The sequence below is a fragment of the Bacillus sp. FSL H8-0545 genome, assembly GCF_038006105.1.
GTDB lineage: Bacteria > Bacillota > Bacilli > Bacillales > Bacillaceae_G > Bacillus_A > Bacillus_A cereus_U.
The window spans coordinates 820,334-846,911 of the sequence record NZ_JBBOUO010000001.1 but is presented as its reverse complement, the minus strand read 5'-3'; the positions used below and the strand labels follow the sequence as shown (position 1 = coordinate 846,911).

Below are 26,578 nucleotides of genomic sequence, written 5' to 3'. Positions count from 1 at the left end.
ATACAATGTAAAATCTTCAACGTGAAATTCTGGACCTACCGAAGTAGAGCGAAAACCAAGCCATTCGGGGACGTGTGGATCCAATCAATGTACAAATTTTTTTGTACTGTAGGAAATACGGGTAAAGCCTACTAAAATAACTAGCGGGTAGTTCAAACATATATTCTCAAACAAATTGTTATGAACTATAGAGACTTCCTTTTCTCTCATTAAATTATCATAACAAATTTCTTATATGTTGAATACTTTCTTTTTTTAGGGAAAAGAAGGTATTCAACATATACAAATAATAATAACCTTCACACTCTATAATACAATTCATGTGAAGGTTATTATTATATTGCCTCAGCTTTCAAAAACTGTAATTTCTCTTTTTGTTCATCATTCGCCATCATCACTATCGTCTTTTCAACATGCGGATGTACATGTTCAAGTGTCACACTCGCTCCTACTTTATCCGATTGCTCAACAAAGTTTAATAACGCCATAGCTCCTGATACATCCATATAGCGTACATCTTTCATACGTAAACTAACTGGTGACTTCACATCTTGTAAAGAAGCAAAAATACGATCTACTGATAGAAATGAAAGTGGTCCCTGAATCGTATACGTCGCTTCTTTTTCTTTTATAATAGAAGATTTACGTTCTTTACACTTCACCATGTATATAATGAAAGAAAGAATAATGCCAAATGCAACAGCAACCATTAAATCGAATTTCACTGTCACAAACATCGTCACGAACATAACCATCACATCACCTCTCGGTGCTACATGTGCTTTCCTCATGCTTTCCCAATCAAACATCCCTATACCAGTTAAAATTAAAATGCCTGATAATACAGCAAGCGGAATATATTGTACCACTGAACCGAGTCCCATAATGAAAATGAATAAGATGACGCTATGCATACAAGCTGAAAGTGCCGTCTTCCCCCCGCTTCTTATATTGACGATGGATCTAACAGTTGCACCTGCTCCTGCTAATCCTCCGAACAAACCACTCGCAACATTACCAATACCTTGTCCGATTAACTCTTTATTACTTTTATGACGTGTCCCCGTCACATTATCCATTACGACAGACGTTAATAATGAGTCAATTGATCCTAGTAAAGCAATACTAAGCGCTGGTAATACAAGCGCTAACATGCCATTTGCGTCTAAAGTCGGTACGTGAAGAGATGGCATCGCCTCTGGAATTGCACCTATCTTTTCAATCATCTTATTTAAAGAAAGAGTTCCTACAACTGGTAAGTTTACCGTAATTCCTTGTAGCATAGAAGAAAATAACGGCAACGTTACTGTAACACCTACTAATGCTACTAAACTTGATGGAATGGACTTAATCCATTTTCCAGAAACAATCATTACAATGATCGTTAATAACACAAGTAGAAAGCTATTTTGTACGTGCTTCATTTCACCTAAAATAATGATCAGTGCAATTCCGTTCATAAATCCTGAAACAACAGGATACGGAATGTAACGAACGTAAGAGCCGAGCTTACATACACCAAATAAGATTTGAAATAACCCTGCCATCATAAATGCAATAAAACTTGCTTCTAATCCGTGAGTTGCAATAACGCCTGTTGCAATAACTGTAATCGGCCCAGTAGGACCCGTTACTTGCCCCGGTGTACCGCCAAATAACGCCGCAAACAAACCTGCAAAAATCGCACCATACAATCCGACCAATGCTCCCTCAGACGTTCCCGTTGCGGCAATACCAAATGCAATTGCTAGCGGCAAAGCAACAATCGCAACAGTAAACCCCGCTAAACATTCCTTTGCTATTTTTTGAAACATATAAACAACCACCTTTGTATAAAGTCCACGTTCCATTGTACATCTAAAACAAATCATTCGTTAGCGTATTTATAAAAAACTCTTTACAGTCTCGTGAAGTAAACGTCTACATTGATAAATAGCCTTCCCAAATCAAACTAAAAAACAGCAATATGACGAATCTACCTTTGGAAACAAACTTGACTATGCTATAATGAACAAATTAAATCTTTTACTATATACTTGGAGGCACTATGCTAACTTTTGAAGAAAAATTATCAATTATTGAATCTTTCCCGGAATTAGAAAGAAAGAACGTATCATTAAAACGCGTAAACTTTCACTTTGAAGAAAGTCGTTTAGATAAAAAGAACGTTGTATATCATTTACACCCAAATGGAAACGGATTTGTATATGCAAACTTCATTAAAGGTTATAAAACAGATGATAAAGGTATGATTAACATCCGTGAGTTTTCAGAAGAAGAACTGCGTTCATTAATTGAAAAAGTAATTGAACGTCTATCACAGGAGCAAGAGGAAATTGTAGCACCAATGGAACCTGCTGCCGAAGAGGAATGGCGTAACGAAGATGGTCATATTCTTACTCTTATCTCAGAGGATGACATGTGGAATGTTTACGCTGGCGTAAACTTAGACGGTACATTCAACTCTTATCCAGAAGCTGCGGAATACCTTGATGAAGAAGGTTTCTCACGTAAATAATACGTTCCTTACTACTAATGAGGGCCGTCCCAAAAGTTTTTTGGGACGGCCTTTATTAATAGGTAGGCTATCATTGTCGTATTTTATAGTTAAGTCGATATAACGAGAGTTATGTTGCAATTTTACACAATAAGAACATAACTCCATTTCAAAGTTACGTTTTTGGGACAGTCCCATCCATAAAGTGAAACTATAATCAGTGGGGGTTTTGTTCATCCCCCACTGATTATTAGCCTTCACCAATCGGGCGTTTACGGGCAGTTGATCTCCCACCTAACTTCTTTGCTCCAGCCGAATTTTGAGGTGGGAGTTTTACTGCCCGGCAAATAGCGGGATAAAATTATGGAATCAAAACTTCTTATTTTCACTATCCCCTATAAAAATTTGAATTTGACAACTATACGACTCCGTATTAAAAAAATCATTAACTAACTCTACTTCAATAAAACTCTCCACTTCTATATCGTTTTCTTTTGTATATTTAATCATAGTATTTCTACGTTCTTCTTCATTTTCTTTACTATACGCTAATGTTACATATTTCCCGCCCGGTAATACTTTTATATTTGGCATCTCTTCCATATGTACATGATCTTGTACTTTATTAAAAACATACTTTGGCTCTACATCCCACTTTTCATTGACATTGTATAGAATACCCATCTCCATTGACATCTTATCTTCATAATCTTGAATGATTTTCTCTAAATTAGAATAATACAGTAACTCTTGTAAACTCCCCACTTCTTTGCATGGCGCTACAATCACATTCCGCTTTTCAAAGAACTGAATACACACTTCATCACTTTTTAATATTTCCTGTGAACTCCCTACTTTCTCATTTAACCCATCAATCGTTTCAATTACCTCTTTCATTTTCTTTATATGTTCTTCCGCTTCCGCTCTCTTTACTTGTAAAAATTGCAGCAACTTGTCCGTATTGCATTCCTTAAAAATCTCTTGAAGTTCTACTATACTCGTATTCAACTCTCTACAACTTTTTATAATATCAATGTGAATGAATTGATCTATAGAATAATATCTATATCCTGTTGATTCATCAATATGTTTTGGAATAAGAATTCCCATCTTATGATAGTACCTTAATGCCTTTATCGTTATATCCTTTATTTTTGCAACTTCTCCAATAGAAAATAATGTTTTCACCTGAATCTCTTCCTTTTTATTTTTTCGCATGCAACCATTGACTCTCCCCTTAGAGGAGACCTTACTATTTATAATAAGTCATTTACATTAATAAAGGGAGTATACAATATGAACACAGTAAAATATAGAAGTCTTGTTAAGGAAGACTATGAGCCTATAAAACATTTAATTGGTGAGGCATTTGGGTTTAATAAATTCATTACAGATAAAAAATTTTTAAATTCACTATTAAACTTCTACCTACACAGTTGCATTTTAGGAAGTTCCTTTAGTAAGGTAGCTGAAAAAGATAATAAAGTTATCGGTGTCATTTTAGGCGATTCTGAAAAAGATAAAAACCGTTTAAAGAGATTCCATAATACTGTTAGCTTTTCCTTTAACACGCTGAAACTATTCATGACGAATAAAGAGAATAGAGGATTTTTAAAAGCATTTATAAAAGTTCAAAAAACATATAAAGAACTAATTCAAGGAAAAGAAGATCATTTTCAAGGCTGTATACAATTATTCATCGTATCCGAAGAATCTAGAGGTCTTGGAGTTGGGAAATCTTTATTAAATTATTTATTCCAATACATGACAAAAGAAGATGTAACATCTTTATATTTATATACAGATAATGAATGTAACTATGAATTTTATGACAGACAAAACTTCCAACGTATACAAGAAAAAGCAATTAATTTTGGACCAAAAGAAGAAGATTTCAACGTATTTTTGTACCGCTATAACTTTAACTAATAGTAACATTTACACTTCGATGCTCTTTGCTAATTAGCAAAGAGCTATATTAAGTATACCTATCACTCGCGAGTGGTTGTCAAAAAATCATACTGGCTTAAATCCTCCTGCCAAACTCTTCTACTACTATTGTTTCAGTTCGATTAGCGCGAAAAAGAGGAAGATGTGTAACAACTTCAATGTAAAAAGGAGCGCACAACATGGAATGGATTCACGAATTATTTCAGCAATATGGGTATTATGTAGTACTTGTTGGATTACTTTTAGAATATATTGCTCTTCCGTTTCCAGGAGAGCCAACATTAGCCTATGCAGGATTTTTATCACATCAAGGTGATTTGAGTTTACCAATTTTAATTATTTTATCCTTTATTGGGACAAGTGTCGGTATGACATTCCAATACTTTTTAGGAATTAAACTTGGTATGCCTTTCATTCAGAAATACGGGAAATATGTATTTTTAACAGAACGAAAAATTAATTTAACGAAAATGTGGTTTGATAAATACGGATATTTTCTAATCTTTATCGCCTTTTTCATTCCAGGCGTTCGCCACTTCACAGGATACTTTGCAGGAATTATCAACTTACCGTTTCGCCGCTTTGCGATGACAATTTATTCAGGCGCCCTATTTTGGGTATCCTTCTTCTTAATCGGTGGTTACTGGTTAGGGGAAAACCTAGAAGTTATATTCCTAGTACTTGAACAACACATTTGGAAAATTATCTTCGGTATTATTATCATTGCGCTAATCACCCGATTTCGCAAAAAAATAAAGCATGTGATTTTAAAACGTATAAATTAAAACAATAATCATTTCATTTAAATCTTTCATCAATAAGCAGCATCCCACTTAGCTGCGTGCAAAAATAATAAAAAGCGGAGACCCATAGTCTCCGCTTTTTCACATACATTTTGTTTCCGAACTAACTCTCACCATTAATTTTTTTGGCGTCTAAACAATCTCGCTCCCAAAATTAATGCAAACATACCTGCAATAATAGAAGTAGATTCTGTTGATGCTCCTCCTGTTTGAGGAAGTAATTTTGATTGCTTATTATTTTCTTTACTAGATGGTACTTCAGATTTATTTTGTACATCTTGTTTGCTTTGTACTTCTTGTTTGTTTTGTACTTCTACTTTATCTTGTACCTCTTGTTTGTTTGATACTTCCGGTTTCTCTTTTACCTCTGGTTTTTCTAACACATTCGGTTCTTCTGTTACCTTCGGCTCTTCCGGCTTTTCTTCTGTTAACTCTTTTGTTGTTTCTTCTTTATTTTCTTCTTCCTCTGGTTTTACCAAAATCTCCGGCTTCTCTTTTACCTCTGGTTTCTCGAACACATTCGGTTCTTCTGTTACCTTTGGTTCTTCCGGTTTTAATGATTCTTCGATTTCTTCTGTTGTTTCTTCTTTATTTTCTTCTTCTTTCGGTTTTACCAAAATCTCCGGCTTCTCTTTTACCTCTGGTTTCTCTAGAACATTCGGTTCTTCTGTTACCTTTGGCTCTTCCGGTTTTAATGATTCTTCGATTTCTTCTGTTGTTTCTTCTTTATTTTCTTCTTCGTTCGGTTTTACCAAAATCTCCGGCTTCTCTTTTACCTCTGGTTTCTCGAACACATTCGGTTCTTCTGTTACCTTTGGCTCTTCCGGTTTTAATGACTCTTCGATTTCTTCTGTTGTTTCTTCTTTATTTTCTTCTTCGTTCGGTTTTACCAAAATCTCCGGCTTCTCTTTTACCTCTGGTTTCTCTAGAACATTCGGTTCTTCTGTTACCTTTGGCTCTTTCGGTTTTACCAAAATCTCCGGCTCCTCTTTTACCTCTGGTTTCTCTAGAACATTCGGTTCTTCTGTTACCTTTGGCTCTTCCGGTTTTTCTTCTTTTAACTCTTCTGTTGTTTCTTCTTCAACTTTCTCTTCCTTTGGTTTTACCCAGATTTCCGGTTTCTCTGTAACTTCTGGCTTCTCTAGTTCATTCGGCTCTTCTGTTACCTTTGGTGCTTCCGGTTTTTCTTCTGTTAACTCTTCTGTTGTTTCTTCTTTATTTTCTTCTTCTTCTGGTTTCACCCAGATTTCCGGTCTGTCTGTTACCTCTGGCTTCTCTAACTCATTTGGTTCTTCTGTCACCGTTGGCCCTTGCGGTTTAGTTGGGTCTTCCAGTTCTTCTAGTGTTTCTTCTTTACCTTGCTCTTCTACTTCTGTTACTTCCTGTATCTTTATATTTGTAATATCATAACCATTAACTTTCGATTGATATCCCGATACAGGTTGTTCTTTTACTTCATACTTATGAGCTTTTCCCTCATTATCAACTGCTGGTAACTTTTCAAACTCGTATTTCCAATCATTTGCTGCAGTAACTTCTTTCGTTGCAATGACTTTACCATTTTGCAGTAAATCTACTTTAATGTTTTCTGGGCGATCTTTTACTTTGTCGTCTTTCCACGTTTTCGTTCCTGCAACAGATGTAGTTTTCAACTTATTTGGAACCATAAGTTTTATTCCATTTACATCATCCTTCTTAATTGTAAAAGGAATTTTCGTTTGCGGATCGAACTCTACATAGTTCGGTGCTGAAATTTCTTGTACATAGTAATTACCTGGAGCAAGGTTTGGTGCTTCAACTACTCCGTCTTGATTTGTTGTATAAGAATCACCAATTTGCTGACCTGACTCTGTGTACAATTTAAAAGAAACACCTGGGATAACCTTCCCCTCGTCTCCTTCAATATACTTAACAATTCTTAACGTTCCTTTAGAAGGTAAATCACCTTGCGCACCACCACCTGCGTTTATATTTTTAACCCATGCATTCTTTGAAACAGTTACTGGTGGCTGATTTAAAATCTGGTAATCAATTGTATAATCATTATAAAACTCATCTTGATTCATTCCGCTATCAGTTATAATCGAGCTATATCGAATGCTGATACCCTTACCACTTACCTGATCCTTATAACCTCTAAGGGAAAAAGAGTTACCGTTCAACGTAATCGTACCATAACCTTGATCGATAAATTGTTGCGGAGTTACCCCCGTATTTCCGACTATTATAATAAACCCTTCCTGCTTCAGCGTTTGACCTGATTGTAAAGTATCAGTCAAAACAATATCAGCACCTAACTGTTCCTTGTTACTACTAGCGTTTACATTCAACTCCCATTTCACCTGTTTTATAGCTAAATGATGATGAACCCGTCGATTCTGTGGGCCCTTTAATTGTTACCCTTTGAGTTGCTAAACCTGTACCTAAATTTGTATCAACTGGTATCGTTTGATTCACTCCTACATTACTAGTTGCTTTGAATTCAAAATACAAATAGCCTCTAATGTTTTGAAGTTTCTCAACCGTATCATTAAATGTACATACCACATTAGTTGTTGTTACTTCGCAAGTACCAAAACTAACACCCGCATCATTCTTCAAGTCAATTCGTTTACTATACCCTGTTAGTTCTGCAGGTAGTGTTAATGTTAGCGTATCTCCGGCCTTCATTTGATTTCCAGATTTATCACTAAAATCTACTCTTATTCCCGAACGTTCTCCATAATTTAATTCCGTTTTGTCGAATGTAAAACTATCAACTAATCCTGTTGTGTTTAATTCTTGAGCATGACTTATAATAGGCATAAAAACTTGTCCAATAATAACAGTAAAAATAAAACAAATTACAGATATTCTTTTTAAATATGTACTCATAACACCTCCGTTTTTAATTATCAAATTTTCCTGCGGTGAAATCCTTTCCACCCTAAACCACTCTGAAAAAGGGTTACAACTAAAGAATATTTGCAGCATCAAACTATCTTTAATCATGCAAAACAAAGCAGTAAACAACACGATTCATTAACCATATTGTTCGCTTGTTTTGGCAGCCAACAATAAATATTAGTACTTATGAAAATGCATTACAAGACTGTTCATTTACATATTATTTTGGTTACTATGTTAGTAGTAACCAAAATGTACTGAATGACCACTTTATTCATATGGTCATCTGATGACTGACCATTTTTCTCTTTCGAATATTATCCATTACCATTCTCCCCTAATAACTTTATTCCACTAGTACTGAAGAACGAACATATTCCGAAATTACACATCCACATTTACTATTTTAATATTTCTCATCACTTCAAAACCCAACCTATTTAACACAAATCATATGGTTTTAAAATTAAAACAGTAAGCAATAAAATATATCCTACTATAATAATAAAAAGTAAGTATAAATAGAGGGTACATACAAATTTTTTAAGCTTGCTATCTCCTCATTTTTAATAATTTCACAATAATAAGGCTACCTTTCCTTATTAAGAAAGATAGCCTTATTTGTATAGATAACTGCTCTACCGCCTAGTTTTTCGCGCCTTTCAACGACTCTCTCAGCACAAACTTTTGTAATTTCCCGCTCGCATTACGCGGAAGTTCATCTACAAATAAGTAATGACGCGGACGTTTATAATCTGCTAATTCATCACTTTCTTTGCAATACATTTCTAAATCAGCTTCTGAAATATTTTCATCTTTCTTTACAACAACCGCAACGACACGCTCTCCCCATAGTTCATCTGGCTCACCAAGTACTGCAACATCTAATACACCTGGGTGACTATGAAGGAAATCTTCCACTTCACGAGGGTAAATATTTACACCACCGCTAATTACCATATCATCAACGCGATCTGCAACGAATAAATAACCGTCTTTATCGAAGTAGCCTAAATCACCAGAATGATACCATCCTTTATACATCGATTTTTTATTTGCTTCTTCTCGATTATGATAACCAGCCATCATAGTCGGTCCGCGTAAAATAATTTCCCCTACTTCATAAGGGGGCAACATATCATCTGGCTCTGCTGGTGCATCTTCGTTCGGTTTGACAATTCGAATTTCATGGCTAAAGCACGGTGTTCCTGCTGAACCAGCTTTCGTAATTTGATCCTCTTCTACGAGAAACGCAACAACCGGTCCCATTTCTGTCATTCCATAAATTTGGACAAGATCAATATAAAGACGCTCTTTACATTCCTTCACTAGCGCTGGAGCCATCGCAGCCCCGCCATATACACCGATCTTCATCGAAGTTAAATCATACTCGGCTAGATCTTTTTGCAGTAACATATTCCACATCGTTGGTGCTGCAAAAAACGTCGTAATCTTCTCTTCTTGAATGGTATGTAATACTCTATCCGTATCAAAATGATGTAAAATAACATTCTTTCCACCAACTTGAATGCGCGGTATGATTCCAGCATTTAACTCGCCGCAGTGATATAAAGGCGCTACCACAAGTCCGGCACTATCCCTGTTATATTTTATGAAATACGTACAAATCATACTATGCTCAGCCATATCACGATGGCGATGTAGTACGCCTTTCGGATGACCCGTCGTACCACTCGTATAAAGCATAGAGCAATAATCCATTTCATCGACTACAATATCTACTTTTTCAGCTGATGCTTCATTTACTTTTTCATGGTAAGAACTAGCATAGGAAGGTGTATCGTCTTCTACATACCAAAAAGACGAATTTGGAAAATCTCGTTCAATCATCGCAACAGTTGATTCAACTGCTTTTTCAAAGACAACTACTTTCGAGGCTGCATCTTGGAGGATATACGATAATTCTTTTGCTTTTAAGCGGAAATTAATTGGATTAAAGATCGCTCCAATTTTGGCACAGGCTAAGTAAACGTTTACAAATTCACGACAGTTATATAAGTAAACAGATACACAATCTCCCTTTCTTACTCCTTCTTTCAATAGAGCTTGCGCCGTTTTATTTATTTGCTCATCCCACTGTTTATATGTCCAGCGAATATTTTTTTCTGGTTCTACTAACGCCTCTTTATTCGGATATTTGCCAACTGCCAAATCAAAAATTCTCCCTATCGTCATGTACATGCCAACAATTTCCCCCTTTTCTCTTTCATAAATCTATCATTTCGTCTATAAGTAGACATTGTCCTCTAATAATTTGACTAATTTTTCTGATTATTATCGACATAGTTTTACAAATGGACCGTTTGATGGTAAATGAAATTATATCGGCGATTTTTTGAATATATCGACTTACCGACAAAAACTGACAATATAAAAAGAGGTTGTTCCACATTGGAACAACCCCCTTCTCCTTAAACGAATAGCTCTTCTAAAATTTTCAGTTTATCTTCTGTATATTTCACGAAGCCATCGTTATATGATTTTGGATCTTTCGGATTTGCAAAGTGTGTAATTGCTCCTGTTTGTGGGTGAACAAATTTACTTGATGCCCCGCAACCAAGTCCGATAATCGATTGTACTTCTTCCATAATAACAATATTGTAGATACTTTCTTGCGTCGGTATTGCATACCCAACGTTTTCTAAGTTACCTAAAATATTTTTTTGACGATATAAATAGTATGGCACGTAATTATGGTTCTTCGTCCACTCTTCCGCCTCATGCATCATCGCAGTAATTTCTTCGCGACCTGCTACTTTATATTTACGTTTGTTTTGCGTCATTTCAGAAGCACGTTTAAATGATAACGTATGAACTGTTAACGATTCTGGCATTAACTTTTCTGTTTCATCTAACGTATGCTTAAAGATGTCTAATCCTTCACCAGGAAGACCAATAATTAAATCCATATTAATATTGTTCATTCCCATTTCACGTGCTAAATGATACTTCTCAATCGTTTCTTCTACAGTGTGATGACGTCCAATTGCCTTTAGTGTTTCTTGATGGTATGACTGCGGATTAATACTAATACGGTCAATGTTCCATTTATTTAACACTTCTAGCTTCTCTGGTGTAATCGTATCTGGACGACCTGCCTCAACTGTTACTTCACGTACATCTTTCACATCAGGGAACGCTTCGTACATTTCTTCATACAGCATATCCATCTCTTCTGCTGTAATACTCGTCGGCGTACCACCGCCGTAATAAATCGTCGTAACTGTAACACCTTTTTCTTTTAAAAACTTACCAATTTCACGAACTTCATAATGTAACCCGCCTAAGAACGAATCAACTGATCCTTGGCGTCCGTTAATTGCATAAGCCGGGAACGTACAGTACGCACATTTTGTAGGACAAAACGGAATACCGATGTAAATACTTACTTCTTCTTTCAAACGGTATAAATCCGGAACAACCGCTAATTGGCAATCAACGATACGCTGAAGAAGCTCAATTTTTTCTTCATGAATTAAATAACTTTCACGAAGTTCTTTATGCGCTTCTTCTTTTGACATACCATTTTGAAGCAGTTTGTGAAGAAGTTTCGTTGGTCGTACCCCAGTTAATATTCCCCAGCTCTGTTCAAGTCCAGTTAGCTGTTGAAGTACAGAAAGATATACGTAAGAAACAACATGTTTCACTTGCTTCATACGTTCTTTTTCTTCTGTGAAAGCAGATAAATCTTTTGCGAATGTTTCTTCATACACATTTCCGGTTGCAACATCTGTTAAACGAGCCGATGCTTTCACATTCTCTTCAATGTGTATATCAACGATAAGATTTGCTTCCTCTTGTTCAAATCCAATCGTACTATCTTCAAAAAATAAGCCGCCAATATTTTGCAGCGGACGTAAAAAACGATCATCTTGTAACGTTTTAATTGAAATTAACAACATTATCACCTTTTCATTTACAAACTCCCTTTAGTTTACTTGAAGGGCGTTTACAGGTCAATACAGAAGGTTTTACCTGTTTCTCTTACATATATTTTTTCTCGAATGTTATTTAGATATATAGACACACTGATTGACTCTTGTTAAAATTTAGTAGTGCTAAATTAAGGCTTAGCAAAAAATAAAATATATAAAGGAGGAATATTAACACAAGATTCAACAATCTAATGTGTTAAAAACAAATATGAAAAAGAAACTTTATAGCGTTTTAACCCTCTCTCTTGCATTACAAACTGTTATGGCACCTACTTATTCATTTGCAGAGAGTGCTGAAAAATCCGCGGAAGTATATACGGATGAGCAAGTTTTCAAAAGTATTGAAGAACATGTTAAAGAGCATAGCACACATGAAGAGGATATCGAGGTCACTGGCGAATTCCTACTATACACATCAAAAAAACATTCATTATATGACTCAAGTGATTTAAAAAACAAATCGAATGTAGAGGTTACAGAACAAGTAGTAATGGCGACAAAGAAAAAAGGGAATGCATACTACATAACAACTCCAGCTGGCGCTGGGTGGATAAATAACAATGATAATAGCTTAGAAGTTCAAGAGATTCATAAACTATCTAATCAAAAATTAATTGTGAAAGAAGAAGCTTCCATACATTCATTACCATTCCAATCGTTTAAAGAAGAGGATAAACTGCAGCCACAAGTAATTATTCCTACTGAACAAGCAGGAAATTGGTTTAAAGTCCAAATAAATGAAACATCAAAATGGATTTATGCACCTTCTGCTACGTTTGAAGGCACAAAAGCTTCATTATTAAAAAACGGCCGTTCTGCTAAAAGCAATTTATTGAGAGCTCCAGCTACTCTACAAACAAACAATATTTATGGCGTTACATTTAAAGAAATGATTGTCCCAAAAGGAAATGACGATATTCGCCCTGGCTACGCGATGGTACCTAAATATATTACGATTCACGAAACGGCTAATCCAGAAAAAGGTGCCAATGCTCTAAGTCATGCAAAATTCTTAGATAGACAAGCACGCGGAACAGCTGATCGCGCCGCATCTTGGCATTTCACAGTAGATGATAAAGAAATTTATCAACATCTTCCAGTAAATGAAGTTGGATGGCATGCTGGAAATAAAACTGGAAACTATGAATCTATCGGAATTGAAATTGCCGTTAATCAAGATGGAAACTATGAAAAAGCGGTAGAGAATGCCCGTAAATTGGCAGCTTATTTAATGAACGAATTAAATATTTCTCTAGATAATGTCCAAAAACACCAATTTTGGTCAGGAAAAAACTGCCCTGCATATATGATTCAACGCGGACAATGGGATGCTTTCTTAAAAGGAACTGAAACATACTATAAGGAAAACCGAAAAGATCCAGTAACTGATGACATTACAGGTGGATGGTATGAACAAGACATTCGTCAATTAGCAGCTAGAGGCATTATGCAAGGAGAAGGGAACGGCAAGTACTTCCCAGAACGTCTTGTAACGCGTGCTGAATTTGCTACATTAATTACTCGTGCTTTACAATTACCAAATGGAAATGCTAATTTCACAGACTTAGAACAAGTACATCCATCTTTAAGAGACGGTATTAATCGTGCAGCAAGCGCAGGCATAATCCGCGGACGTGGTGATAATACCTTTGATCCAAATACTACAATTACACGCGAAGAAGCTGTTATTATGATTGACCGCGCACTAAAATATGCTGGTATTTTTGCAAAACCAGTTGAACTACCATTCGTAGACAAAGACTTAATCTATGCTAAAGAAGAACTACAAAGAGTTTACGGGTATGGAATTGTAAAAGGTGATGACCAAAATCAATTCATACCAAAAGGACCGGCACAACGCGCTCACGCTGCTGCATTTATAAACAGAATGCTTAACGTGATTGAAGCTTAAAAATATTTATAACTAAATGTTTTTACTTTAATCCTTCTGTATTAACTTAAAAGGCAAAAGAGATAATATTATCTCTTTTGCCTTTTATACATCTATCAACTATTTTTAGTCATAAATCTTAAACGTATTCCAAGTAACAGAAAAATCACACCTATAAGTGGCAGAGAATGTGTACTACACCTTGTAACTGGAAGCTTTCTGTTGTTGGTGGTTTTTCTAAACCTTCGCTTAGTTCTCCAGTTGCAGCCGCTAAGATTATACAACTTGATGCATTCACGTCATAAAGTTTTGACAACATCAATAGTTGCCTAAAGTATTCAAAGGAATTGTATAGATCTCAGATACAGTTCCCATTTTAAAGCCTTTTTCTTTCATCGTTTCGGTGTATGTTTATGATTCTTTAAAAAAGGAAGCGGGAATTGCTTACGAAAATGCTCTTTAATCATATACTCTACGCCGTTCTCAGTATTAGAACGTGTAATCCAGTCTGCGGCTTGCTTTAATTCTACCGGAGCGTTCCCCATTGCTACCCCAAGGCCAACATTTTCAATTACCTCTAAGTCTTCTGTGCTGTCTCCAATCGCAACCATTTCACTAAGGTTAATATTTAAATGCTCCCCAAGTAATTGTAAACCACGTAGTTTTGATACATTTTGAGGGAGAATTTCTATACGCCTCGCATCACACTCGACGTACTCTACATCTTGAAATGCCTTTCTTAACGTATTCCTCCCTCTTTCTTTTTCACCTTTCGTATGGAAAACAATATCAATTTTTGGTGCAGCTACTGGATGATCACGCAGGGCATCCCCTAGCGAATCTACAAATTGAACCGGATAAAATAACGGATCTGCGCTTGATAATACAGTACGCGCAATTAAGTTTGGTGTATTTCTCTCACGATTCCCAATTGAATATCTTTCATGAGAAATGCGAACATTACAATCAAAATGCTCTAACACTTGCACAATATTAAAGGTTTTCTCTTCAGATAATCTCCTTTGAGCGAACGGCTTATCTAACGTTGCTGAAATGAAAGCTCCACCGTGTGTAACTAATATAGAATCTAATTTTAACGCCTTCGCTATTTTATGAGCAGATTGAAAATTACGATTCGTAAATAATGTAACGTATACATCTTTTCTTTTCACAAAGTCAATTGTCTCCCGTAACCCTTTTGCGATTTTTCCGTTGTTGTATAGTAGTGTCCCATCTATATTAAGAGCTAGTAAGCGATAAATCATGTCGCACTCCCCCTCTTCGCTGTTGTACTCTATCCATAATTTATGAAATAAATGTAGTAAATAGAACGAGTTAGAATTACTACTCAAAATTTGGTTTACTATATACATATACGACTAGCAAAGGAGATAGTACAATGCAGGCACCACCTTCTTTTTATGAAGGCGATACGCTAGAGGTCGCAAAGAAGTTACTCGGGCATAAACTCGTTCATATTGTAGACGACATAAAGCGAAGCGGAATTATTGTAGAAGTAGAAGCATACAAAGGTCCAGATGATAAGGCCGCTCATAGTTACGGAGGAAGACGGACTAATCGAACAGAAGTAATGTTCGGCGCACCAGGGCATGCTTACGTATATTTAATTTACGGTATGTATCATTGCTTTAACGTAATTACAGCACCAATCGGCACCCCGCAAGGAGTTCTTATTCGTGCTCTTGAACCTGTAGACGGAATCGAAGACATGACACTAGCGCGCTACAACAAAACTGACATTACGAAAGCTCAGTATAAAAACTTAACAAATGGACCCGGAAAACTATGCCGCGCACTCGGAATCACTTTAGAAGAGCGCGGCGTATCACTTCAAAGTGATACGTTACATATTGAATTAGTTCCTGAAGAAGGCCATTTATCATCCACACATAACATACTAGCTGGTCCTCGTATTAATATTGATTATGCAGAAGAAGCCGTTCACTATCCATGGCGGTTTTATTATGAAAAGCATCCGTGTGTTTCAAAGTAAAGGAGCTATCCTATAATGTTTCACTGACTTTGAACTGCCCCATCCTGTATATTTGCAAGTGACCAAACTAACAAAAATACGAAAGTAATTTCGTATTTCATCACACATCGAAAAGCCGAAATCCGGGCTCGGATTTCGGTTTTGTATATATAGAAGGAACCATTTCCTCTCCAAAATTCCCAAATACAGTTCACCTCCGAAGAGGAACCTAAAAAAACATTAATTTTCTTATGAATTTTTTAATGCATTATAATTATCTAAATTGAATTTCGTCATAATGAAAGTTCCTGTTGGCGTTAAAAGCTGAGAAATAGATTGTATGACATGAGGTAATTGCGCTGGCTCAATAGGATGTGATAATAGAATGTACTGGAATTTTTCATCTTTAAATACCTCGTGTAACTTGTCATACTCGCTAGAAGTTGTAGGACCTACCCTATTTGCAAGAGCTGCCGCTTTTTCATTAACTTCTGCACCGAATGTGGAAACTGCCGGGTAACGCCTTTTCATTTCTAATAAAGTTGCACCACATCCAGCTCCTATATGAAGAATATTTACTTGATCAGGCGCAAATCGATCTACAATTGCTAGTAAATCATAATGAATGTATAAACTTTCACCATAAAATCCCCATTTTTCATACAATTTTATATTATTTGCATGTAAAACTATGGAAAAGTTAACACTGTCTTCTCTCCACGATACGCTTCCATAGTGATGAATAAATGTATCTTTACATAAATACAATTTATATCCCTTTTCAAAAATTCTTAACGACAAATCATCATCTTCATAATTCCCTGGTGTAAATCGTTCATCTAATACTCCAACTTCATCTAACACTGATTTTTTTATAAGCATACAAAATCCTATTAATTTCATACGTTCTTCCCATTTATTTTTATCACTTTGATTATATAAAGTTGCAAAATTCTGCATCCCTTGAATATCCTTATAAAAGGTTTGTATAGCAGTATAGTAAGCAGCATTATTAGTGACGGGTCCTACAGCTCCAGTATCTTCGTTTTCATACAAACACCGAATTAAGTTTCTTAACCAATTTTTAGTTACGACCACATCATTATTTAATAATAGAATATTATCACCTTTTGCCTTTTTAATTCCCTGGTTGCATCCCTTTGGAAAACCCATATTTTCTGCATTTTCCACTAGTATAATATCCGATTGTTTTTGTAACCATTCTACAGTACCATCTGTTGATGCATTGTCCACAACTATTAACTCATACTCTTGTTCCACTGTATAAGTTCTAATACTTTGGATGCATTCTTTTGTGTATTGTAATTGATTATGAGTTAATATAATTATACTTGTGAGCATGAATCAGACTCCTCTCAGCAACCGAAATAATTATCTAGTATTATTAAATACTATTTTTTAAATAAACCATCAAAATATTTTCTATTATATTCAATACTCGGATTATTAGGTATAAACTGTGCAGCTTGTTCGTTGTGATAAATTGCCTTTTCATATTCTTTTATTCGATCATAACAAATACATAGTTGAATATGCGGCAACCATGTATGACACTCTTCCCGGACAAATGGAGAATCTTTTGATCGCGGTCCGTCAATTGCTGCATGGTACCAATATATTGCTTTGGCATATTCACTTTGTTGCAAAAATACACGTCCTAAGTGGCAACAAAGTTCTCCTCTAGGTGTGTCATACATAAATGATTGTAAACAAGAATGGATAGATTTTTTTAAGTCCCCCAATTCAAAATAACATTCGGCTCTTTTTAAACAAGCTTGAATATTATCTTCAACCCAACCCTTTTCTTCATCTAAAAACCTTGAATACCACTTAACAGCCTTATCATATAATCCGTGATCCTTACATTCATTTGCATAATAGTACACATCGCGGGGACTAAATTCTTTTCCACTCTCAATATGTTTTTCATATATTTTCAAATTACGATTAGTATATGCTTTTTCTTTTTTATGACTTACCCCTACATCACTATTTATAAGATTTCCATACACCTCTAAATATTCATGAACAAATCCATACCATTGAAAATTTTTACTTCTGTTGACTAATCGATATCTCCTTAAAGAATGTGTTGGATTTCCTTCTATATCAAAAGTTAAATAATATTTCATAGATACTGCATCCGTACTACGATCTAACGTACGTTTTAACTGTAGCAATTTCTTTCCATCATCCGTACCTATTATGTCATCTGCGTCTAGCCAAAGAATATATTCTTTTGTAGCTTTAGAAAATGCAAAATTTCGTGCCGTTGAAAAATCTTCAATCCATTGAAAATCATAAACTTTCGCATCGTACTTCTTCACAATCTCTTTTGTAGCATCTGTTGAACCTGTATCTACAATAATAATTTCATCCACAACACTTTTGACCGATTCTAAGCATTTTGATATAGTCTGTTCTTCATCTTTTACAATCATGCATAAACTAATAGTAATTGAGTTTCCCATCATATCCCCCCTACCCTTTTGATGTATATGTTTGGAGAGAAATTTATATTTCTTTTGCTTCAAAATTGGGGTTTCATTTTACAAATTAAACAAACTCACACAAGTTGATAACTTGTTCAAGACAGGTTTTTCTTTCACAAAGCGCTTTAATAAACTTAATGGTATACATAAAAAAAAACGCCCCCATACTAGGAGCGTCTTCCACTATTAAGCTTGTTGTTGCGCGCTATATAATTCTTCAAGTGGCTGCATGATGATTTTGTTAACGTCAGTGATAACGATGTTTAAACGTTGCTCAGTTTCCATTAACTTTGTGATTTTAGCATCTTGTTGAATGCGAGCTACAACTTCTTGTGCTTTTTGGTTGTCTTCTTCAGTGATTTCTTGACCTTGCATCATTTTTTGTTGTAGGCCAAGTTGCATCGTGCGGAACTCTTCGAATAAGTTCTTTGACTCTGCATCTCCTTGTACTGCTGCGTAGCTTGCTTTTAATGTTTGGAAATCTTCGTTTTCAGCGATTGCTTTTTGTAATTCATATGCAACATCATGAATGTTTTTTGTCATTTTATTTTTCCTCCTTTAGAAGGCTAGCGCTTTTCGCTCGCACTGCCTTTTACGTGCCTTTACATAGGCACCTCTTCTTACCATATCAAACTATGCAAGAGATGTGAAGAATTTTCACTTTTATTTCTATGTCCCCATCTTTATTACTTAAGGAACAAGAGTAGCAATCCTTGAATAAATCCAATTGTTCCTCCTAGTAACGCCCCTAAATATGTAATCATTTTTAACTCATTTTTTGTAATGGACAATACGAGATCTTCTAGTCTCTCTGTTGAAAATGTAGCTACTTCTTGCTGGACAATTTCCGCAAGCTGTAGATTGTTTAGTATGCTCGCTACATTTTCTGTTCCCCACTTCAAGCCTTTCTCTACTGCGCTAGGAAGCACTTTTTCAACGATTGTTTCTCGAACTGGTTCACATACTTTCTGCACAGATTGATTTAAAAATTTACTCACCGTTTCCTCTACTTTAACAGCTGACAATATGGATTTCACAATCATTTCTTTCTCTACAAACGTTTCTAATTCTTGTACGCCTCTTCCTTTTAACTTTTCCCATTCTTTTTGCAGTACATCAGTTAACAGCCGCTCTGTTCCATCTTGTCCTAAAAACTTAATCACTTCCGGCTGCACACGATCCACTAAACTTACATTCCCTAAAAACATACCGACTAAATTAAGCAGCGTTCCCCTGGAAGCGAAAAATTCATCAATCATTTTTGAAAGGCGTGCCTTTCCTTCTTCACTTTCAAAAAAGCGAATTCCTCTTTTCAAAATAAAAGATGCTACATTCGGAATCGTATTCTCTACTTTTTCATGAACAGAATGAGGTAAAGCCTGTTCCCATGTATATGTATAGTACTCTGCTAAAAATGCATGAATTTTTTCTGTAATAACATGTTCAATTTTTTGAATCGCCTCTTCTTCTACATGTTCTAAATTCCATTTTTCTAACATATCCCGTAACGACTGTTCATTCGTAATTACTTTATCAACTTCCACTTGTGCCCAGCGAATTAAACTGGCTTGAAACTCTTCATTTGTTAATTTCTTTCCGATTCCTTCTGGTGTTAACAAATGTTCTACAACCATTTTCCCTAATTGAACAGCAAGCTCATCACGACGCTTCGGAATTAACCCTGGCGTAAATGGAACTTGAAACTTCCCAATATAAATAGGACGATGAGGACGGAATAACATTTTTATTGCTAAATGATTCGTGTACCCTCCAATAATCGCCCCGAGTCCTGTCGTTGTTAGCATATTCAACCATATATTCATCATAATCAACCTTTCACTTCTCCAAAACTATAGCATATCATCATACGGACAAAAGTATAATGGTATAAAAATGTATTTGCAATATATAGCTTCGCCTATTATGCAAACATCCTGTTAATAAAGGAGTGGTTTCGTTGGTTCTTGGTCTTTTAACTTCTAAATTTCATCACGAGCAAATGTATTACACCCAAATCGCTAAGCGAGCTCGTCTTTATCATAACGTCGTTGCCCAATTCACACCGTTTAGCATTGATTCAAAGACAGATCTTGTTTCTGGTCTTATTTACGATACAGATACAGGAAATTGGATAGATCAAACCTTTCCCATTCCTTCATATATATATGATCGCTGTCATTTCAAGGAGGATAAAGCATTCCAACAAGCAAAATCGATTATTCATTCATTACGCAAACGTTCCTCGACTACTTTTTTAAATAACACTCTTATTAATCCAAGTGATTTACACAATCTTTTTCTTACTAATAAACGTCTTTCTCCTTACATTCCAAAAATAAAAAAAGGAACGGTCCAAGGAATTTTCAAATTACTACTAGAAACAAGAGATATTGTTATACGTCCTATCAATATACACTCTAATGAAAATTTATATCGAGTCACTTACAAACATAAAACATTTCATATCGATACAATAAATGAACAGCATTGTACTTCTACTAAGTTCAAACGAACAGATGACTTTATATCATGGTGCAAATCGAACGTACACTCATCCCATTATATGATCCATCCAATGTTACAACCTCCAAATCAACTATCATATCCAATTCATATTCGAACCATTATGCAAAAAAACAAAGAACAGAATTGGGAAGTACTTGGTCAATTCATACAAAAGTCTTCATTCCCAGCGCAATTTTTACTTTCAGTAACAGAGCGGTCCATGTTACATCCATTTTCCAAAATTAAATATTTGCTTTCTTCAACTGGTGTTCAATTATTGAAAGATGCTTTACATGATGTTGTAAATGAAGTGTTTAAAACACTCGATCAGTCCTATTCGTCATTATTTGAATTAGAGCTTTCTACCATTATGGATCAAAAAGGTGCCATTTGGCTTATGTACGTCAATACGATGCCGTCTTACGAAGTTTATACTAGGTACAACGACGAACTCGCTGAACAAATTTTTCATGGTCCATTAAAGTTTAGCCGATTTACACCATAACGAAAGGAGGAAATCCCCGTTGAAAGAGCACATATATACATTAAGTATTTCAGATGAGAATCCAAATAGTATTACTTTACCTTACGTTTTTTCTATTACACCACCAATTACATCCCTTTCCTTTGGCTTACGTTATATTACATGTGAGAGTATTAAAATTCATTATTCATTCACTCGAGAAATCATTATTGGAGAACAAATTGCTGCTAAACTTTTACTACCGCATTCAGCAACAATCCATGCCTTCATACAAAATCAAACCATTGTTTTCGGTCCATTAATCGGGATTTTCACAACTGGCTTTAACGATGATTCTAATTCTCCTTTAGGGAATCGTTCCATCTCTCTCGGCGAGTTACTAACACCACCATTCACATTGCAGCCCTTTGTATTTGTCTTTGGCATTCAACATATAAACTGGGAAGAGGAAACAATTGAAGGGTACTTCTTTCAAGAAAGCAAATGGGTAAAAAACAAAGTCCCTTTACCAAATGTCATTTACGACCGTTTACCAAATCGGCAAGCAGAAAATTACAAACCTATCGTAAGAGCAAAAAAACGTTTAGAAAGCGACTATGCGATTCCGTGGTTTAATCCGGGATTTTTCAATAAATGGGAAGTGCATCAACTTTTAATGAAAGAAGATTCAATTAAACCATTCTTACCAAATACAGAAGTATTTCAACATTTTGAACAAGTAGAACGACTTCTCGGTACGTATAAGTACATTTATATGAAACCAATACACGGTAGCTTCGGAAGAAATATTCATCAAATACTCTATTCTCAAACTGATAATTGCTACTATTGTCGTTATCGTGAAAATGAACAAAATAAACTAAGAAAGTATCAATCATTAGAAGCACTTCTTAACCATGTGTTAAAAGGACATGATTTAAAAAAGTTTATCGTACAACAAGGTATCTCACTGCTCCGCTTCGAAGGGCAACCCGTCGATTTTCGCATTCATACAAATAAAAATCATTTTGGTAATTGGGTCGTCAGTGCAATCGTCGCAAAAATCGCCGGCAAAGGTAGCTTAACAACTCATGTAAATAGCGGTGGTGATACGAAATTACTTCAGGAACTGTTTCCTGATTCAACAAAGCAAGTTCAAATTGAAAATAAACTAAAACAAACAGCCTTACAAATCAGTTATGCACTCGACCAACAAGTAACCGGGAACATTGGAGAAATTGGTTTTGACATTGGTTTAGACACCGCGGAAAATCCGTGGCTATTTGAAGCAAATTCTAAACCGGGGCGAACTGTATTCCAAGATGAAAAGTTAAAAGAACAAAGTGAACTTACGCGTCAATTATTTTATGAATATGCCATCTATTTAACTGAACATTCTTTGTGCGGTCCGAAAGAAAAAACATCTCAAATCCAATCGAATACTGCACCTGACACCGGAAATATCCCGTCCCCTATGATTAACTCACAAATACAAAAACAAAAACTTCCACCTCACTCATAAGGTGGAAGTTTTCTATTTATACAAACTTCACTACAACTTCCGTTTCCACATTACATACTCCGCAATAAAAAATATGATTGCAGCACTCATTTGAATTATTATGTGTTAAACCGTCTACCGCACTTAATAATTCCTGATCCATATATGCACTGTAATCATCTATGTAATCTACAGCTTTCCCATAATCTTGGAGTATTCCTTGGCAATTTTGACAAGAATATGTTTGTGATTCTAGCGCGTTGCAAAGCGGGCAAATTCCCATCGTTATTCCTCCATACGTTATCGTTTAAAAACAATTAAAAAGCCTCTTTTTTTAGGTTAAAGAGAGCATCTAGCCTTGCATAGGAGCGGTTAGTTCCTTTTTCTTGCCCCATCCCGGGTTAAAACAGAACTATGCAGCTGATGCCTTTTTAGGTGTTATATTACTAAGCTGGAATTTTTCTCACTTTAATTATATTTTCGTTTAAAAGCCTCTCTTTTTTAGATTGGAGAGAGCATCTAGCCTTGCGTAGACGCGGTTAGTTCCTTTTTCTGCCCCATCCCGAGTTAAAACAGAACTATGCAGTTAATACCGATTTAGTTTTCATTTTACTAAGCTGGAATTTTTCTCACTTTAACAAATCATAAGTTAAGTAAGCCAAGCTGGTTATACAATGAAAAAACGCATATGATTTCGCTCTTAGTTTAGCCTTCTTTCTTAAAAATACAACGATTACTCTTATTTCATAATTTACGAAATGATGAAATATTTTTTACAAAATTTACAAATTATTTTTTTGTATATCTTTCTAGGTAACATCCATACTATGAGTACAAACTTAATTACCGATGGATTAGCGCCAAACGGGGCGATAATCTGGTTCAAATCCAGCTAGTCCAACCAAAAAACTTTTATAACTCTAAGGAGGATATATTCCTATGGCAAACCAAAGTTCTTACAATCAATTAGTAGTACCAGGTGCAACAGCAGCAATCGATCAAATGAAGTACGAAATCGCTCAAGAATTTGGTGTACAATTAGGAGCAGATTCTACGGCTCGCGCTAACGGTTCTGTTGGTGGAGAAATTACAAAACGTCTAGTTGCAATGGCTGAGCAAAGCCTTGGCGGATTCCAAAAATAAATATATATGGCAAAAAGGTCTCAGGGCATATGCCCTGAGACCTTCCTTAATTTACTGCAACATTTGTAAAAACTTCTTCGTTCGTTCTTCTTTTGGATTTGTAAATACATCTTCCGGTGTACCTTGTTCGACAACGACACCGCCATCCATGAAAATAACACGGTTCGCAATTTGATGAGCAAAGCGCATTTCATGCGTTACAATGACCATCGTCATTCCTTCTTTAGCAAGCTCTTTCATAACCTTTAAAACTTCTTGAACTAGCTCCGGATCAAGTGCTGACGTTGGCTCATCAAATAGTAATACTTCCGGCTCCATCGCAAGCGCACGAGCGATTCCAACGCGCTGTTGTTGTCCACCTGATAATTGGAACGGATATAAGTCTACTTTATCCGCAAGACCAACTTTTTCAAGGAAGTAGTTCGCTTTTTTCTTCGCTTCTTCTTTCCCCATCTTTTTCACTGTAACGAGCCCTTCCATTACATTGTGAATTGCTGTTAAATGTGGGAATAGATTATGGTGCTGGAATACCATACCTGTTTGCGTACGAAGATTTACAATATCTTTCTTCGATACTTTTTGAGAGAAATCGAGCTCTTTATTACCGATGCGAATGCTACCAGCGTTCGGCGTTTCTAACACGTTGAGGCAACGTAAGAATGTCGTTTTACCAGATCCAGATGGCCCAATAATAACAACAACTTCGCCCTTCTCAACTGATAAGTCTATATGTTTTAGTACGGTATTATCTCCGAAACTTTTTTGTAAATGTTGAATTGAAATCATAAAAACAAAAACTCCTTTTATGAAAGGGTTATTTTAGAGTATAACGTTCTGAACGTTTTTCTAATATTTGTTGCACGATAGATAATAAGAAGCAAATTACCCAATAAATTAGACCTGCTTCGAAATAAACAATTAAAAACTCATAGTTCATTGCCGCGATTTCCTGCGCTTTTCGGAACATTTCTGTTACTAAAATTAACGACGCTAATGACGTATCCTTCAATAAGCTAATAAATGTATTCGAAAGCGGCGGAATAGATACACGCGTTGCTTGCGGTAAAATAACACGTTTTAATGCTTGCGGATATGTCATCCCAATTGTATAAGCTGCTTCCCACTGTCCTTTCGGAATAGAAAGAATAGAAGCACGAATAATTTCAGATGCATATGCACCGACATTTAATGAAAAACCAACAATTGCTGCTGTATATGGCTCAACCTCAATATTAAGAGTTGGAAGACCATAGAAAATAATAAATAACTGTACAAGAAGTGGCGTTCCGCGAATGATAGATACATAGATACGAGCAATCCATTGTAAAATACGACTACCTGAAATACGCGCGAGCGCTGTTAACGTCGCAAGTATAATACCGATAATAAATGTAATAAGCGTTAACGGAATTGTCGTAAAGACAGCTTCCTTCAGCATAGGCGAGAAGGAAGTCTGCATAATATCTATCCATGTAGACAATCGATCTGAGACCACTGCACTACTTAGAAACATTTTCACCGAACCATTTTTTCGTTATTTTATCGTACGTACCATCTTTTTTCATATCTTCTAACGCTTTATTTACTTCTTGTACAAGTTTGTCGCTACCTTTACGGAATAAGAATCCACTTTGTGACGCTTCTTTTTCTGTATCTACAATTTTAATTTTTGCATCTTTTTTCGTTTCTAAATAGTTTAACACTGATAATTTATCATTGATTGTAAAATCAACGCGGCCAGAACTTAATAATTCAGCTGCTTGGCTAAACCCTTCTACACCCTCGATGTTCGCACCGTTTTTCTTAGCGATATCTGCGTAGTTACTCGTTAAAGATTGTGCTCCTTTTAATCCTTTTACATCAGCAAATGTAGCAGGCTTATCTTTATCTTTTGCGATAACTAATGCTGCTGAAGAAGAAATATATGGACTAGAGAAGTCATATTTCTTTTGGCGATCTTCACGAATACCAACTTCGTTCGCAACCATATCGAAACGTTTTGCATCTACTCCTGCAAGTAAACTATCCCATTGTGTTTCTTTAAATACAGGTTTTACACCTAAACGTTTTGCAACTTCTTCTGCTAATTCAACGTCAAATCCAGTTAATTTATCCTTTGAATCGTGGAACGTAAATGGTGGATATGTACCTTCTGTACCAATTACAAGCTCACCGCTTTGTTTTATCTTCTGTAACGCATCTTGACTAGCTGTATCTTTTTTCTCTTCTTTGCCGCAACCCGCTACAATCCCAATCGCTAATGTAGTTACTGCAAGCACTGAAAATATTTTTTTCATGATAGTAGTCCTCCAAGTATTCTGATAGGAATTTAAAAACTATATTGATTGTATGCAATTTCGAACAATTTTTCAATGAAAATGTTCTTATTTAGTTTATCCTTTTTCTTCATAATCAAACAAAATGGAAAAATACCGCTACATACAAAAAATAAGTAACATTTTTTAATATAGCATTTA

The 26,578-nt window shown here is 35.6% G+C and carries 22 protein-coding genes and 1 pseudogene; 8 read left to right on the top strand and 15 right to left on the bottom strand.

All coding sequences use genetic code 11. The annotated features are described in order from the left end of the window. Positions 1-335 precede the first annotated feature (335 nt). Positions 336-1,814, bottom strand: a complete 1,479-nt coding sequence (locus MHI07_RS04405; protein WP_215580663.1) for a SulP family inorganic anion transporter — start codon at positions 1,812-1,814, stop codon at positions 336-338. A gap of 233 nt (positions 1,815-2,047) precedes the next feature. Here MHI07_RS04405 and MHI07_RS04400 point away from each other — a divergent pair, with 233 nt between their 5' ends. Continuing rightward, positions 2,048-2,518, top strand: coding sequence for a hypothetical protein (locus MHI07_RS04400; protein ID WP_016103847.1), 471 nt, complete (start codon positions 2,048-2,050; stop codon positions 2,516-2,518). Between the two features lie 348 nt (positions 2,519-2,866). Here MHI07_RS04400 and MHI07_RS04395 read toward each other — a convergent pair whose 3' ends face one another. Further along, complete coding sequence (locus MHI07_RS04395; protein ID WP_002114821.1) at positions 2,867-3,715, bottom strand: MerR family transcriptional regulator; 849 nt, start codon at positions 3,713-3,715, stop codon at positions 2,867-2,869. A 78-nt stretch (positions 3,716-3,793) separates the two neighbouring features. Between MHI07_RS04395 and MHI07_RS04390 the strand changes: the two genes are divergently transcribed. Next, a complete protein-coding gene (locus MHI07_RS04390) occupies positions 3,794-4,426 on the top strand; it encodes a GNAT family N-acetyltransferase (RefSeq protein WP_215580661.1) in 633 nt (210 codons plus the stop codon). Between the two features lie 200 nt (positions 4,427-4,626). Next, a complete protein-coding gene (locus MHI07_RS04385) occupies positions 4,627-5,232 on the top strand; it encodes a DedA family protein (RefSeq protein WP_215580659.1) in 606 nt (201 codons plus the stop codon). 134 nt (positions 5,233-5,366) lie between these two features. Here MHI07_RS04385 and MHI07_RS04380 read toward each other — a convergent pair. The 3 genes and pseudogenes from MHI07_RS04380 to MHI07_RS04365 all read right to left on the bottom strand — a co-directional run bounded on the left by MHI07_RS04380 (position 5,367) and on the right by MHI07_RS04365 (position 12,059). After that, a pseudogene (locus MHI07_RS04380) lies at positions 5,367-8,124 on the bottom strand (Cna B-type domain-containing protein). Positions 8,125-8,781: 657 nt separating this feature from the next. Next, the gene (locus MHI07_RS04370; protein ID WP_215580656.1) at positions 8,782-10,338 is read right to left on the bottom strand and encodes a fatty acid--CoA ligase; all 1,557 of its coding nucleotides are present in this window, start codon (positions 10,336-10,338) and stop codon (positions 8,782-8,784) included. Positions 10,339-10,568: 230 nt separating this feature from the next. After that, positions 10,569-12,059: a coproporphyrinogen III oxidase gene (locus MHI07_RS04365; RefSeq protein ID WP_215580654.1), complete on the bottom strand. Its 1,491-nt coding sequence runs from the start codon at positions 12,057-12,059 to the stop codon at positions 10,569-10,571. A 241-nt stretch (positions 12,060-12,300) separates the two neighbouring features. On the opposite strand from MHI07_RS04365, the gene MHI07_RS04360 reads away from it, so the two are divergent. Then, a complete protein-coding gene (locus tag MHI07_RS04360; RefSeq protein ID WP_215580652.1) occupies positions 12,301-14,004 on the top strand; it encodes an S-layer homology domain-containing protein in 1,704 nt (567 codons plus the stop codon). 151 nt (positions 14,005-14,155) lie between these two features. Here MHI07_RS04360 and MHI07_RS04355 read toward each other — a convergent pair whose 3' ends face one another. Together MHI07_RS04355 and MHI07_RS04350 are read right to left on the bottom strand one after the other, a co-directional pair. Next, positions 14,156-14,302, bottom strand: a complete 147-nt coding sequence (locus tag MHI07_RS04355; protein ID WP_171902545.1) for a hypothetical protein — start codon at positions 14,300-14,302, stop codon at positions 14,156-14,158. 73 nt (positions 14,303-14,375) lie between these two features. Next, positions 14,376-15,248, bottom strand: coding sequence for a Cof-type HAD-IIB family hydrolase (locus MHI07_RS04350; RefSeq protein WP_340822150.1), 873 nt, complete (start codon positions 15,246-15,248; stop codon positions 14,376-14,378). A gap of 134 nt (positions 15,249-15,382) precedes the next feature. Here MHI07_RS04350 and MHI07_RS04345 point away from each other — a divergent pair, with 134 nt between their 5' ends. After that, positions 15,383-15,997 (top strand): DNA-3-methyladenine glycosylase, encoded by a 615-nt coding sequence (locus MHI07_RS04345; RefSeq protein ID WP_070127979.1) that lies wholly within the window; start codon positions 15,383-15,385, stop codon positions 15,995-15,997. A 228-nt stretch (positions 15,998-16,225) separates the two neighbouring features. Here the strand turns inward: MHI07_RS04345 and MHI07_RS04340 are convergent, their stop codons facing one another. The 4 genes from MHI07_RS04340 to MHI07_RS04325 form a co-directional block, all read right to left on the bottom strand. Next, entirely contained in the window at positions 16,226-17,338 is a 1,113-nt protein-coding gene (locus MHI07_RS04340; protein WP_002159126.1) for a glycosyltransferase, read from the bottom strand. A 50-nt stretch (positions 17,339-17,388) separates the two neighbouring features. Continuing rightward, on the bottom strand, positions 17,389-18,468 hold the full coding sequence (locus MHI07_RS04335; RefSeq protein ID WP_215580650.1) for a tetratricopeptide repeat-containing glycosyltransferase family 2 protein: 1,080 nt from the start codon (positions 18,466-18,468) through the stop codon (positions 17,389-17,391). 207 nt (positions 18,469-18,675) lie between these two features. After that, entirely contained in the window at positions 18,676-19,032 is a 357-nt protein-coding gene (locus tag MHI07_RS04330) for a YlbF/YmcA family competence regulator (protein ID WP_002159128.1), read from the bottom strand. 143 nt (positions 19,033-19,175) lie between these two features. Beyond that, positions 19,176-20,321, bottom strand: a complete 1,146-nt coding sequence (locus MHI07_RS04325; protein ID WP_340822145.1) for a DUF445 domain-containing protein — start codon at positions 20,319-20,321, stop codon at positions 19,176-19,178. A 125-nt stretch (positions 20,322-20,446) separates the two neighbouring features. Between MHI07_RS04325 and MHI07_RS04320 the strand changes: the two genes are divergently transcribed. Together MHI07_RS04320 and MHI07_RS04315 are read left to right on the top strand one after the other, a co-directional pair. Beyond that, positions 20,447-21,499 (top strand): YheC/YheD family protein, encoded by a 1,053-nt coding sequence (locus tag MHI07_RS04320; RefSeq protein WP_215580646.1) that lies wholly within the window; start codon positions 20,447-20,449, stop codon positions 21,497-21,499. A gap of 19 nt (positions 21,500-21,518) precedes the next feature. After that, entirely contained in the window at positions 21,519-22,979 is a 1,461-nt protein-coding gene (locus tag MHI07_RS04315) for a YheC/YheD family endospore coat-associated protein (RefSeq protein WP_340822140.1), read from the top strand. A 16-nt stretch (positions 22,980-22,995) separates the two neighbouring features. On the opposite strand, the gene MHI07_RS04310 is transcribed toward MHI07_RS04315, so the two are convergent. Beyond that, on the bottom strand, positions 22,996-23,241 hold the full coding sequence (locus MHI07_RS04310) for a hypothetical protein (protein WP_016103832.1): 246 nt from the start codon (positions 23,239-23,241) through the stop codon (positions 22,996-22,998). 656 nt (positions 23,242-23,897) lie between these two features. Between MHI07_RS04310 and sasP the strand changes: the two genes are divergently transcribed. After that, positions 23,898-24,101, top strand: coding sequence for a small acid-soluble spore protein, SasP family (gene sasP, locus MHI07_RS04305; RefSeq protein ID WP_000013349.1), 204 nt, complete (start codon positions 23,898-23,900; stop codon positions 24,099-24,101). A 51-nt stretch (positions 24,102-24,152) separates the two neighbouring features. Here sasP and MHI07_RS04300 read toward each other — a convergent pair whose 3' ends face one another. The 3 genes from MHI07_RS04300 to MHI07_RS04290 are packed head-to-tail and all read right to left on the bottom strand — an operon-like array spanning position 24,153 to position 26,398. Then, entirely contained in the window at positions 24,153-24,887 is a 735-nt protein-coding gene (locus MHI07_RS04300) for an amino acid ABC transporter ATP-binding protein (protein ID WP_002201630.1), read from the bottom strand. Positions 24,888-24,915: 28 nt separating this feature from the next. After that, positions 24,916-25,614 carry an amino acid ABC transporter permease gene (locus tag MHI07_RS04295; protein ID WP_002114865.1) on the bottom strand — a complete coding sequence of 233 codons (699 nt, stop codon included), beginning with the start codon at positions 25,612-25,614 and terminating at the stop codon, positions 24,916-24,918. Then, positions 25,601-26,398, bottom strand: coding sequence for an amino acid ABC transporter substrate-binding protein (locus MHI07_RS04290; protein WP_002159134.1), 798 nt, complete (start codon positions 26,396-26,398; stop codon positions 25,601-25,603). Before MHI07_RS04290 ends, MHI07_RS04295 begins: the two co-directional genes overlap by 14 nt. Positions 26,399-26,578 lie beyond the last annotated feature (180 nt).

What these genes read in the sequence shown, in the direction of transcription:
- MHI07_RS04405 (WP_215580663.1), bottom strand. Translation starts at nt 1,814, where the DNA reads ATGTTTCAAAAAATAGCAAAGGAATGTTTAGCGGGGTTTACTGTTGCG.
- MHI07_RS04400 (WP_016103847.1), top strand. Translation starts at nt 2,048, where the DNA reads ATGCTAACTTTTGAAGAAAAATTATCAATTATTGAATCTTTCCCGGAA.
- MHI07_RS04395 (WP_002114821.1), bottom strand. Translation starts at nt 3,715, where the DNA reads ATGCGAAAAAATAAAAAGGAAGAGATTCAGGTGAAAACATTATTTTCT.
- MHI07_RS04390 (WP_215580661.1), top strand. Translation starts at nt 3,794, where the DNA reads ATGAACACAGTAAAATATAGAAGTCTTGTTAAGGAAGACTATGAGCCT.
- MHI07_RS04385 (WP_215580659.1), top strand. Translation starts at nt 4,627, where the DNA reads ATGGAATGGATTCACGAATTATTTCAGCAATATGGGTATTATGTAGTA.
- MHI07_RS04370 (WP_215580656.1), bottom strand. Translation starts at nt 10,338, where the DNA reads ATGTACATGACGATAGGGAGAATTTTTGATTTGGCAGTTGGCAAATAT.
- MHI07_RS04365 (WP_215580654.1), bottom strand. Translation starts at nt 12,059, where the DNA reads ATGTTGTTAATTTCAATTAAAACGTTACAAGATGATCGTTTTTTACGT.
- MHI07_RS04360 (WP_215580652.1), top strand. Translation starts at nt 12,301, where the DNA reads ATGAAAAAGAAACTTTATAGCGTTTTAACCCTCTCTCTTGCATTACAA.
- MHI07_RS04355 (WP_171902545.1), bottom strand. Translation starts at nt 14,302, where the DNA reads ATGTTGTCAAAACTTTATGACGTGAATGCATCAAGTTGTATAATCTTA.
- MHI07_RS04350 (WP_340822150.1), bottom strand. Translation starts at nt 15,248, where the DNA reads ATGATTTATCGCTTACTAGCTCTTAATATAGATGGGACACTACTATAC.
- MHI07_RS04345 (WP_070127979.1), top strand. Translation starts at nt 15,383, where the DNA reads ATGCAGGCACCACCTTCTTTTTATGAAGGCGATACGCTAGAGGTCGCA.
- MHI07_RS04340 (WP_002159126.1), bottom strand. Translation starts at nt 17,338, where the DNA reads ATGCTCACAAGTATAATTATATTAACTCATAATCAATTACAATACACA.
- MHI07_RS04335 (WP_215580650.1), bottom strand. Translation starts at nt 18,468, where the DNA reads ATGGGAAACTCAATTACTATTAGTTTATGCATGATTGTAAAAGATGAA.
- MHI07_RS04330 (WP_002159128.1), bottom strand. Translation starts at nt 19,032, where the DNA reads ATGACAAAAAACATTCATGATGTTGCATATGAATTACAAAAAGCAATC.
- MHI07_RS04310 (WP_016103832.1), bottom strand. Translation starts at nt 23,241, where the DNA reads ATGGGAATTTGCCCGCTTTGCAACGCGCTAGAATCACAAACATATTCT.
- sasP (WP_000013349.1), top strand. Translation starts at nt 23,898, where the DNA reads ATGGCAAACCAAAGTTCTTACAATCAATTAGTAGTACCAGGTGCAACA.
- MHI07_RS04300 (WP_002201630.1), bottom strand. Translation starts at nt 24,887, where the DNA reads ATGATTTCAATTCAACATTTACAAAAAAGTTTCGGAGATAATACCGTA.
- MHI07_RS04295 (WP_002114865.1), bottom strand. Translation starts at nt 25,614, where the DNA reads ATGTTTCTAAGTAGTGCAGTGGTCTCAGATCGATTGTCTACATGGATA.
- MHI07_RS04290 (WP_002159134.1), bottom strand. Translation starts at nt 26,398, where the DNA reads ATGAAAAAAATATTTTCAGTGCTTGCAGTAACTACATTAGCGATTGGG.